Below are 10281 nucleotides of genomic sequence, written 5' to 3'. Positions count from 1 at the left end.
CTGAATGGTAGATTGAATAGAGTAATATAAATTATTCACCGCTCATCCAACGGTAAGCGATACATTTCATGGCAAGAAAAACGAAAGAAGAGGCGCTCAAGACGCGTCAGATGCTGCTCGACGCGGCAATCGAACAGTTTGCGCGGCGCGGCGTCAGCAACACCACGCTGACTGATATTGCCGATGCTGCTGGCGTCACGCGGGGGGCGGTTTACTGGCATTTTTCAAGTAAGAGTGAGTTATTTAACGCAATGTGGCAGGAGCAACTCCCTCTGCGTGATTTAGTTCATCATAAATTGAAACAAATAGAGACTGGAAATCCATTATTGGACTTAAGGAATAAATTTGTATTAGGTTTGCAATATATTGCGGAAACGCCGCGTCAGCGTGCTTTGATGCAGATTCTGTATCATAAGTGCGAATTTAATAGCGACATGATGTCGGAGTGCGAAATCAGAAAGAAAATAGGATTTGGCTATGATTCCGTGCGTAATATACTGCAGGGCTGTGTACGTAACCAGATCTTACCTAAAGATACAAATATTGAGATTATATTAATCGTTTTATATAGCGCGTTTAGCGGTTTGATTAAAAACTGGTTAATGGACCCGCAGCAGTTCGATCTCTATCAACAAGCGCCACTGCTGGTCGACAATATTATGTCCACGGTCTGCGCCCAAAGTCTCTGGGCGAGCCGACCTGCTCTGGTGGTTAATCAGTAATTCTGCACGCTTTCGGTCAGGGATGGCTGAAAAAATTTCATCTCACCATTCTCCCACTGTTTTCCATACGCAGTATCTGTCATCTTGTTTGTTACTTACCGTGATCATAATGAGGTGTTTATGGACTTTATTTCCCGCCAGATTGGGGATTTTCAGGTAACCGCGCTGAGCGACGGGAATATGTCCGCCAGCCTGGATCTGCTCTCGGGTATCACGACAACCGACGCGGGAGAGATTCAGCGCAGCGCCGGCGTGGCTGAACCCGGCAACCTGCATATTTATGGCTATCTGATTCGCGGACGCGGGCGCACGATTCTGGTGGATTCCGGCACGGGGGGCGCAAACAACGTGGGTGGGCTGTTCAGGGATAATCTACAGGCGTTTGGCGTTGAGCCGCAGGCGGTCGATACGTTGCTGTTAACCCATGCGCATCCCGATCATATCGGCGGCTTGCTGGATAACGCCGGGGCAGCTGTTTATCCGAATGCCCGGCTCTACATTCATCCGCTCGAAGTTGCGTTCTGGCAGAATGATGAGCGTCTGGCGCAGGCTAACGAACGTGCGCAGCGTAACTTTATCCGGGCGCGCCAGACGTTGGCGGTATACGGCGAACGCGTTTCTTTACTCGACGACAAGCCGATTATCGAGGGGATTCAGCCGGTTCATCTGCCTGGTCATACGCCAGGGCATACGGGCTTCAGAATCGATACGCCGCAGGCCAGCCTGCTTATCTGGGGAGATATCGTCCACTTCCCCTATATTCAGACGGCACATCCCGATGTGTCCATTGCGTTTGATATCGACCCCGAGCAGGCAAAGTCTTCACGTAAACGCATCCTGGCGCAGGCGGCGCAGGAAAAACTGCTGGTGGCGGGAATGCACTTTGGGGGGAGTGGTTTTGCGCAGGTCATCCCTGAGGGACCAGGATACCGTATCGTCTATATGAAGGCGTAAAACAGGCAATAAAAAAGGCGCTTCCCCATGCCGAGTAGCGCCTTCAAAATCAAGCAATTAACTGATTAGTATCAGTTCATGCCGTATTTTTTCAGTTTCTTACGCAGAGTACCGCGGTTGATGCCCATCATCAGGGCTGCGCGGGTCTGGTTACCACGGGTGTATTGCATCACCATGTCCAACAGGGGCTGTTCTACTTCAGCCAGTACCAGCTCATACAGGTCATTAACGTCCTGACCGTTCAGTTGAGCAAAATAGTTCTTCAGTGCCTGTTTAACCGAGTCACGCAGGGGTTTTTGGGTTACCTGATCCTGAGAGTTAACGGTAGAAACGGTCAGTACGTCAGAATTTACGCGTTGTTCGAACATAGTTCTGTCAGCTCTTTATTTCTATTACGCAAAATTTTCGAAGTATGCCTCCAACGCCTCCAGCTGTTCGCTGGCATCCTCAATGGCGTTGAATGTGCGCCGAAACTGGTCATTTGGAGCGTGCTCCTGGAGATACCAGGAGACGTGTTTCCGCGCGATTCGGTACCCTTTTGCCTGACCGTAAAAGTCATGCAGTTCCCGAACGTGCGCACAAAGCAAGCGCTTCACCTCTGCCAGAGGCAGTGGAGGCAGCAGCTCCCCAGTGTCCAGATAATGCTGGATTTCCCGAAAGATCCAGGGTCTTCCCTGAGCCGCACGTCCTATCATCAGGGCATCAGCCCCCGTATAGTCGAGTACAGCTCTGGCTTTAAGCGGGTCAGTAATGTCGCCATTCGCGATAATCGGAATGGAAACGTTCTGCTTAACTGTCCGAATGCTGTCGTACTCAGCGTCTCCGTTAAACAAGCAGGCGCGGGTGCGTCCGTGAATAGTCAGAGCCTGAATGCCACAGTCTTCAGCCAGTTGGGCAATTTCTACACAGTTACGGTGCTCAGGAGCCCAGCCAGTGCGAATCTTGAGTGTGACAGGAACGTCCACCGCCTTAACAACCGCGTTCAGGATAGCCTTCACCTGATCCGGATATTGCAGTAGGGCTGAGCCTGCTAGCTTGCGATTCACCTTTTTTGCCGGACAGCCCATATTAATATCAATAATCTGGGCGCCGCTTTCCACATTAATGCGGGCGGCTCCGGCCATCTCTTCAGGATCGCTACCGGCGATTTGCACGGTACGAATACCTGGTTCATCCACGTGCACCATACGTAACCGAGATTTATCGCTCTCCCACACCTGCGGGTTGGAGGACATCATCTCTGATACGGTTAAGCCTGCTCCCATCTCGTAGCACAACGTCCGGAATGGTCTGTCAGTGATGCCAGCCATGGGCGCTGCGATCAGGCGATTTCTGAGCTGGTGTTGTCCGATACGCATGAGTTAAGAAATGACCATACTGTGACTGCAAGGCGGCGTATATTACGCATTTTTTGCACGAGATGAAAGGCCAAACTTTGAGCAATCCGATGTTGTAGATCAATGAATCTCAGTACTGAAAGCGAATCGACGATAAATTTCCATATTAATCATCAAATTATACAAAAGTGAATGTTTTGTGCGCATTCAGAAAATCATCAAACTTCTCTCGTATTCTTGCGCAACGGCGAGCGCTTGAGCGATAAAATGATGATTTAATGAACAATATTGGTTCGGTAAATGCGATCTGTCTCGCATTTATGAGGGGGATAAAACGTTCGGGGAGGGGAAAATGCGGCCAGCAGGCCGCATTCAGAGACGATTATTTTTTGCGGCCAGTAATGCGGCACCACTCTTCTTTTTCGACGACGGCGTCGAGGTCGAAGAGGTCGGCATATGCTTCACATACGCTTTCCGCCTGGCTGGCCAGGATGCCTGACAGGCCCAGCAGGCCGCCTGTAACCGGCAGCACGCTGATTAACGGCGCGAGTTCACGTAATGGGCCGGCCAGGATGTTGGCGACCACCACGTCGGCTTTCATGGCTTCTGGCTGGTCCTGCGGCAGATACAGCTCCAGGCGTTCGGAAACGCCGTTACGCTGGGCATTGTCGCGGCTGGCCTGAATGGCCTGCGGATCGATATCGATCCCGATGGCTTTCGCCGCGCCCAGCTTCAGCGCGGCGATCGCGAGGATCCCGGAACCGCAGCCGAAGTCGATCACCGTCTTGCCGGTCAGAGCCAGTCCGTCCAGCCATTGCAGGCACAGCGAAGTGGTTGGGTGGGTACCGGTGCCGAAGGCCAGACCCGGGTCGAGCATCACGTTGACCGCGTTCTCATCCGGCACGTCGCGCCAGCTTGGGCAGATCCACAAACGCTCGCCAAAGCGCATCGGGTGGAAGTTGTCCATCCACTCACGCTCCCAGTCTTTATCTTCCAGCTGTTCGATTTTATGCGCAAAGCCCGCGCCCAGCAGAGGATGTTGCTCAAGCAGGGAAACGACCTCTTTCATGTCGGTTTCTGCATCAAACAGGCCGATAACGTCGGTATCGCCCCACAGGCGAGTTTCACCCGGCAACGGCTCGAAGACCGGCGTGTCATGCGTATCCTGGAAGGTGATGGAGACCGAACCGGCTTCCATCAGCGCATCGCTAAGATCTTCGGCATGGGCGCCGGTTGTGTTCAGTTTCAGTTGGATCCACGGCATGGCAAAACTCTTTATTTATCAGTAGAAATTACGGCTGCTTGTGGGGCAGGTTGACCAAAACGGTTCCCGACCACAAACGCCAGCAAACTTAGCAGTAACGAAGGCACAATCGGATGGAAGCCCAGGTACTGAATATTAAACGTCGCCAGTACGGCGTACAGCACGCCACCCACGATCATCCCGCTCAGCGCTCCGGCTGCATTGGCACGCTCCCAATACAGGCCTAACACCAACGGCCACAGGAATACGGCTTCAAGCCCACCAAAGGCCAGCAGGTTTAACCAGATAATCATTTCAGGCGGGCGCCAGGCGGCCAGTAGCAGCAATGCCCCCAGAATCAGCGTGATTGCCGCCGACATGCGCTTCAAACGACGCTCATTCTGCATCTGTTCCGGGTGCAGATTCAAATAGAGATCTTTGATGATCGTAGCGGAACTTTGCAGCAGTTGGGCATTAATTGTCGACATAATTGCCGCCATCGGCGCCGCCAGGAAAATCCCTGCCGCGAAGGGGGGGAGCACTTTCACCATCAACGTAGGGATGACCAGATCCGGCACCGTGAGGTCCGGAATAACCGCGCGTCCCAGCGCGCCGGCAAGGTGCATACCGAACATCAGGATCGCGACGACGATCGTCCCGATAATAATACCCCGGTGCACCGCCTTACTGTCTTTATAAGAGATGCAGCGCACTGCCGTGTGCGGTAAACCAATTACCCCAAAGCAGACCAGCACCCAGAACGAGGTCATAAAGGTCGGCGACAGAATATCATCTGCCCCTTGTGGCGAAACGAGTTTCGGGTCAATCGCTTCCAGCGTTTGCACCGCGTGGCTCAACCCGCCCGCCGCATGCACAATGCCAACCAGCAGTACGATGGTGCCGACAAGCATCACCAAACCCTGCATGGTGTCGTTCAGCACGCTGGCGCGAAAGCCGCCGAACGCGGTATACAGTGCAATGCTGATACCAAAAATGAGCAGGCCGGTTTCATAGGGAATGCCCGCGGCGGTTTCCAGCAGGCGCGCGCCGCCGATAAACTGGACGGTCATCGCGCCGACAAAAGCAACCAGCAGGCTCAGGCTCGCCAGCCAGACCAGCAGGCGGCTCTGGTAGCGGGCAAACAGCATATCGTTGAGCGTCACGGCGTTATAGCGACGAGCAAGAATAGCGAACTTTTTGCCCAATACCCCCAGCGAGAGCCAAACGGCGGGTAGCTGAATCATCGCCAGCAGCACCCACCCGAGCCCGTACTTATAAGCCGCGCCCGGCCCGCCGATAAACGAACTGGCGCTGATATAGGTGGCCGTTAGCGTCATCGCCAGGACGATGCCCCCCATTGAGCGGCTACCGAGAAAATACTCATTGAGGAAGTTTCCGGTCGCCCGTTTACGCATGGCGTAAATCGACAGACCAAAAACGACGAGCAGATAGGCGATAAGCGGCAGAATGACTTCAAGCTGCATGGTCGTCATCCTCCAGCGGAATATCGCGATAGATAAATTTCACCATCGCCCAACACAACAAAATAAATACCAGCGGAATCAGCAGGCAGGCCATCTCAAACCAGTGTGGCAGGCCAGTGAAGCCCTGCATCGAGTTTGGTATGTAAGCGCTTGCTAACCACGCAGCAAGATAGAGAAGGGTTAGCCACAGCGCCCAGCGCGCCTCTTTATGGGCCTGAACAAAACGCTTGTCCATTTTTTGTCCCTTGTGGATGAAGAAAGCGGGGATTGTACCGCAAGGAAAAGATGAGGGGAGAGAAAAAGAAAAAAGGCCGGAAAATCCGGCCTTTTGCTGCGAGAACAGGATTATTTTTCCTGCAATCCGAGTTTTTTCTCCAGATAGTGGATGTTGGTACCACCATGCTGGAAGTTCTCGTCGCTCATAATGCGCATCTGCAGATCAACGTTGGTTTTGATACCGTCGATGATCAGCTCCTGCAGCGCATTCTTCATGCGAGCAATCGCCACGTCACGGGTCTCACCGTAGCAGATGAGTTTGCCGATCATTGAGTCATAGTACGGCGGTACGGTGTAGCCGGCGTAGATATGAGATTCCCAACGAACGCCAAAGCCGCCCGGCGCGTGGAAGCGGGTGATTTTACCCGGGCTTGGCAGGAAGGTGTCCGGGTCTTCGGCGTTGATACGGCATTCCACCGCATGGCCGCGAACCTGCACTTCTTCTTGCTTGATAGACAGCGGCTGACCGGCAGCAATACGCAGCTGCTCTTTGATCAGGTCAACGCCGGTGATCATCTCGGTAACCGGGTGCTCTACCTGGATACGGGTGTTCATTTCAATGAAGTAGAACTCGCCGTTTTCAAACAGGAACTCGAAAGTACCCGCGCCGCGGTAGCCGATATCCACACACGCTTTCGCGCAGCGTTCGCCGATGTAGCGACGCAGTTCCGGGGTAATGCCCGGTGCCGGCGCTTCTTCGACGACTTTCTGGTGACGACGCTGCATGGAGCAGTCACGTTCAGCCAGATAGATAGCGTTACCCTGACCATCAGCCAGTACCTGGATCTCGACGTGGCGAGGATTTTCCAGGTATTTTTCCATGTACACCATGTCATTGTTGAAAGCAGATTTCGCTTCCGCTTTGGTCATGGCAATGGACTGGGCCAGGTCGGAGTCGCTGCGCACTACGCGCATACCGCGACCGCCGCCGCCGCCGGAGGCTTTGATGATGACCGGGTAGCCGATGCGTTTCGCATGTGCGCGGTTAGCGTCCATGTCGTCGCCCAGCGGGCCGTCAGAGCCCGGAACGGTCGGTACGCCTGCTTTCTTCATCGCGGTGATCGCAGACACTTTGTCGCCCATCAGGCGAATGGTGTCGGCTTTCGGGCCGATGAAGATAAAGCCGGAACGTTCAACCTGCTCGGCAAAGTTGGCGTTCTCAGAGAGGAAGCCATAGCCTGGGTGAATCGCCACAGCGCCGGTGATCTCAGCTGCGCTGATGATAGCCGGGATGTTCAGATAGCTTTTTACGGATGGCGCCGGGCCGATACAAACCGTCTCATCCGCCAGCAGTACGTGTTTTAAATCGCGGTCCGCAGTCGAGTGCACAGCGACGGTCTTGATGCCCAGTTCTTTACAGGCACGAAGAATACGCAGTGCGATCTCGCCGCGGTTAGCGATGACAATTTTATCCAGCATCTTCGCCTCGTTACTCGATGACGACCAGCGGCTCGTCAAATTCAACCGGCTGACCGCTTTCTACCAGGATTGCTTTCACAGTCCCTGCTTTGTCAGCTTCAATCTGGTTCATCATTTTCATCGCTTCAACGATGCACAGGGTGTCGCCCACGTTAACTTTCTGACCAACTTCCACGAATGCTCTAGCATCCGGGCCTGGAGTGCGATAGAAAGTACCAACCATCGGGGAACGTACGATGTGACCACTGATTTCAGCTTTAGCCGGGGCTTCAGCTGCGGCTGGTGCTGCTGCCGCGACAGGTGCCTGCTGTTGCATAACAGGCGCTGCATAAGCCTGCTGCATCACTGGAATACCGGTGTTCGGCGCCGTGCGGCTGATGCGCACAGACTCTTCGCCTTCAGAAATTTCCAGTTCGTTGATGCCAGACTCTTCGACCAGCTCGATCAGTTTTTTAATCTTACGAATATCCATGAGTGGGTTCCGTACTCTTTGTTTAGTTTGATTGTGACAGGCGTTTTACCGCCGTCTGTAAAGCGTATGAATAGCCGTCAGCCCCGAGCCCGCAGATAACGCCGGAAGCGATATCAGACAGATACGAATGATGACGGAATGGTTCGCGCGCATGGACGTTGCTGAGGTGAATCTCGATAAACGGGATGCTCACCGACAGCAACGCATCGCGAAGGGCAACGCTCGTGTGCGTGAACGCGGCCGGATTGATCAGGATATAGTCAATATTGTCTTTAGCCTGATGAATACGGTCGATGAGGACGTACTCGGCGTTGGATTGCAGGCTGTCTAGCGTGACGTTCAAGGCTTCGGCTTCCGCGGTTAAGCGGCTTACGATCTGGGAAAGCGTCAGCGTGCCATACTTCTCTGGCTCACGGGTGCCTAACATATTCAGGTTCGGGCCGTTCAAAAGCAAAATGCGAAACTTGTCAGTCATTGTGCTGCTATCTCCTGCAATTCTCGGGTAAAAAACAAAATATACCTTCGATGCGCGATTGTCACCTTTTCAGAGGCTTAAAACCCCCGTCAGGAAAACCAAGGTCGCACATTATAACTATTTCGTAGCATTTGGCAGCTAAATACTGGTCTTATCAGGGAAGATTATCAACTGCTATCGTGTAAAGAACGTCTGACTATAAGTGAATTGTGGTAAACCGCACATATCGCGACATCATCGCCACCACTGGCGAAACTTCTTATAGCGACAGGCTAATAGCACAATGGCGCAGCCGGCATAGATGAGCGGTTGCGGTGAGATAATCTTCACCGACCACAGATAATGTATCGGCGCGAGGATCGCGACAAGATAGACGAAGTTATGCAAAAGCTGCCAGCGTCGCCCGAGTTTTCGTTGCATCGCCTGCGTTGAGGTGACCGCCAGCGCCAACAGGATAAGCCAGCAGGCTAATCCCAGCAGCAGATAGGGCCGAGTCACAATTTCTTGTCCCAATAGCGACAGATTCTGGATCCCCAGTTCCAGCAGGCTGTAGCTGGTGAGGTGAATCGTCGCCCAGGTGAAACACCACAGACCTAACAAGCGGCGCGTGCGAATCAGCAACGGCTGTTTAGCGTAACGCGCCAGCGGGGCGACCAACAAGGTCGCCAGCAGCAATTTCAGAGCCATCCTACCGGTAAAGTGCTGAATATCCTTGACCGGATCGGCGCTGAGCTGCCCTTGAGAGACCGCCCAGAACAGCCACACAAACGGCAAAAATGCGGCAAGATGCAGGCAAACTTTCAGCCAGGTTATCTGTTTAGCCGTTAAACGCATTAAAAATTCTCCCGCAGATTCATCCCGCGATACAGCGAGGCCACCTCATCGGCGTAGCCGTTAAACAGCAGCGTCGGTTGGCGCTGTACGTCGAGAATGCCGCCAGAACCGATAAACCGTTCCGTTGCCTGAGACCAGCGAGGGTGATCGACATGCGGGTTCACGTTAGCGTAAAAACCGTATTCATCAGGCGCCGCCAGGTTCCAGGTGGTATCGGGGCGATCGCGGGTGAGCGTAATACTGACAATCGACTTAATGCCTTTAAAGCCGTACTTCCATGGCACTGTGAGGCGGATTGGCGCGCCGTTTTGCGGCGGTAATGCTTTGCCGTAAACGCCCACGGTGAGCAGCGTCAGCGGATTCATCGCTTCGTCCAGACGTAGCCCTTCTATATAAGGATATGCCAGGCCGCCGCCGATAAAGCGATCCTTCTGTCCGGGCATGGTTTCTGGCGAGTAGAGGGTTTTAAAAGCCACGTACTTCGCGTTGCTGGTGGGTTCGACGGCAGCCAGCAGCTTATGCAGCGGGAAGCCAATCCACGGCACCACCATCGACCACGCCTCCACGCAGCGCATTCGATAAATTCGTTCTTCCAGTGGAAAACGTTTGGTCAGGTCATCATGATCGAGCGTCAACGGTTTCGCCACTTCGCCACCGATCGTCAGTTTCCATGGGTTGGTCTGTAAACTTCCGGCGTTTGCTGCCGGATCGGCCTTATCCAACCCAAATTCATAAAAGTTGTTGTAGCCGGTGACTTTATTTTCTGGCGTCAGCGTCAGTTTGCTTTGCCATTGGGCGGGTTTATCGAAGGTAAGCGGCGCGCCTGAAGGGGCGGCAGGGCGGTCATTGCCCTTAAACCAGTCGGTCAGACTGGAGGCGTGCAGGGGAAGCGAGGCAGCCGCGGTGCCAATGCCCAGCATTTTCAACACCTGGCGGCGTTTGAGCATAAACACGGACTCGGCCGTGACGTCTGCTTCAGTCAGTTTTTTGCGATTCATAATGCTCTCCGTCATGCTTTTTTCTAAGCATGACGGAGGCCAGACATTAATGCGAATATGTCACGAA

Annotated in this window: 12 protein-coding genes; 2 read left to right on the top strand and 10 right to left on the bottom strand. The window is 53.6% G+C overall.

Annotated features, from left to right (window positions below; translation table 11 throughout):
* The first annotated feature begins 68 nt into the window (after positions 1 to 68).
* Positions 69 to 722: an acrEF/envCD operon transcriptional regulator gene (gene envR / locus NNN71_RS12475; protein ID WP_271458610.1), complete on the top strand. Its 654-nt coding sequence runs from the start codon at positions 69 to 71 to the stop codon at positions 720 to 722.
* 120 nt (positions 723 to 842) lie between these two features.
* Positions 843 to 1676, top strand: a complete 834-nt coding sequence (locus NNN71_RS12470; RefSeq protein ID WP_271458609.1) for an MBL fold metallo-hydrolase — start codon at positions 843 to 845, stop codon at positions 1674 to 1676.
* Between the two features lie 71 nt (positions 1677 to 1747).
* Here the strand turns inward: NNN71_RS12470 and fis are convergent, their stop codons facing one another.
* From fis to msrP, 10 genes are all read right to left on the bottom strand, one after another.
* Positions 1748 to 2044, bottom strand: coding sequence for a DNA-binding transcriptional regulator Fis (gene fis / locus NNN71_RS12465; RefSeq protein WP_000462905.1), 297 nt, complete (start codon positions 2042 to 2044; stop codon positions 1748 to 1750).
* A gap of 24 nt (positions 2045 to 2068) precedes the next feature.
* Positions 2069 to 3034 (bottom strand): tRNA dihydrouridine synthase DusB, encoded by a 966-nt coding sequence (gene dusB / locus NNN71_RS12460; protein ID WP_064541703.1) that lies wholly within the window; start codon positions 3032 to 3034, stop codon positions 2069 to 2071.
* 361 nt (positions 3035 to 3395) lie between these two features.
* The gene (gene prmA, locus NNN71_RS12455) at positions 3396 to 4277 is read right to left on the bottom strand and encodes a 50S ribosomal protein L11 methyltransferase (RefSeq protein ID WP_271458608.1); all 882 of its coding nucleotides are present in this window, start codon (positions 4275 to 4277) and stop codon (positions 3396 to 3398) included.
* Positions 4278 to 4288: 11 nt separating this feature from the next.
* Positions 4289 to 5740, bottom strand: a complete 1452-nt coding sequence (gene panF, locus NNN71_RS12450; RefSeq protein WP_163446539.1) for a sodium/pantothenate symporter — start codon at positions 5738 to 5740, stop codon at positions 4289 to 4291.
* Positions 5730 to 5975, bottom strand: coding sequence for a YhdT family protein (locus NNN71_RS12445; protein ID WP_163446538.1), 246 nt, complete (start codon positions 5973 to 5975; stop codon positions 5730 to 5732). Before NNN71_RS12445 ends, panF begins: the two co-directional genes overlap by 11 nt.
* A gap of 110 nt (positions 5976 to 6085) precedes the next feature.
* Complete coding sequence (gene accC / locus NNN71_RS12440) at positions 6086 to 7435, bottom strand: acetyl-CoA carboxylase biotin carboxylase subunit (RefSeq protein WP_163446537.1); 1350 nt, start codon at positions 7433 to 7435, stop codon at positions 6086 to 6088.
* 10 nt (positions 7436 to 7445) lie between these two features.
* The gene (gene accB / locus NNN71_RS12435; RefSeq protein WP_271458607.1) at positions 7446 to 7907 is read right to left on the bottom strand and encodes an acetyl-CoA carboxylase biotin carboxyl carrier protein; all 462 of its coding nucleotides are present in this window, start codon (positions 7905 to 7907) and stop codon (positions 7446 to 7448) included.
* A gap of 22 nt (positions 7908 to 7929) precedes the next feature.
* On the bottom strand, positions 7930 to 8382 hold the full coding sequence (gene aroQ / locus NNN71_RS12430) for a type II 3-dehydroquinate dehydratase (RefSeq protein ID WP_064541720.1): 453 nt from the start codon (positions 8380 to 8382) through the stop codon (positions 7930 to 7932).
* Between the two features lie 234 nt (positions 8383 to 8616).
* Complete coding sequence (gene msrQ, locus NNN71_RS12425; RefSeq protein ID WP_271458606.1) at positions 8617 to 9216, bottom strand: protein-methionine-sulfoxide reductase heme-binding subunit MsrQ; 600 nt, start codon at positions 9214 to 9216, stop codon at positions 8617 to 8619.
* Positions 9216 to 10214: a protein-methionine-sulfoxide reductase catalytic subunit MsrP gene (msrP, locus tag NNN71_RS12420; RefSeq protein ID WP_065356172.1), complete on the bottom strand. Its 999-nt coding sequence runs from the start codon at positions 10212 to 10214 to the stop codon at positions 9216 to 9218. Before msrP ends, msrQ begins: the two co-directional genes overlap by 1 nt.
* Positions 10215 to 10281 lie beyond the last annotated feature (67 nt).

This window comes from Kluyvera sp. Awk 3 (assembly GCF_028069715.1).
Lineage (GTDB): Bacteria > Pseudomonadota > Gammaproteobacteria > Enterobacterales > Enterobacteriaceae > Kluyvera > Kluyvera georgiana_A.
Note: the sequence above shows the minus strand (reverse complement) of the source record. Positions and strands in the feature narration are given on the sequence as shown.